Source organism: Halorubrum sp. SP9 (assembly GCF_005435015.1).
Classification (GTDB): domain Archaea; phylum Halobacteriota; class Halobacteria; order Halobacteriales; family Haloferacaceae; genus Halorubrum; species Halorubrum sodomense.
This window is the reverse complement of record NZ_SGXU01000510.1, coordinates 1-349: the sequence shown is the minus strand read 5'-3', so window position 1 is coordinate 349 and position 349 is coordinate 1. Positions and strand designations below refer to the sequence as shown.

General features: G+C 69.3%; 1 protein-coding gene. It reads left to right on the top strand.

The features are described from left to right. On the top strand, nucleotides 1–349 hold a 349-nt coding region (locus EXE45_RS18420), incomplete at both ends, for an inorganic phosphate transporter (protein ID WP_199233717.1).

The window sequence follows — 349 nt, the reverse complement described above, 5'->3', positions numbered from 1 at the left end:
CATCTCCATCGGCTGTCTGATGGCGTTCTCCTCGGGCACCTCGAACATCGCGAACGCCATCGCGCCGCTCGTCGCGCTCGACGGCGTGGAGATGACGCCGATGATCCTCCTCGGGAGCGCGGCGGTCGCGGTCGGCGCGTTCACCATCGCCCGCCGGACGCTGGACACGCTCGGTAACGACATCACCGACCTCCCGCTGACGGCCGCCATCGTCGTCGCGGTCGTCTCCTCGGGGATCGTGATCAGCCTCTCGGCGGTCGGCATCCCCGCCTCGTTCGTCATCATCGCGACGATGTCGATCGTCGGGCTCGGCTGGGGACGGGCGACCCGCACGGTGACCGTGCGACAG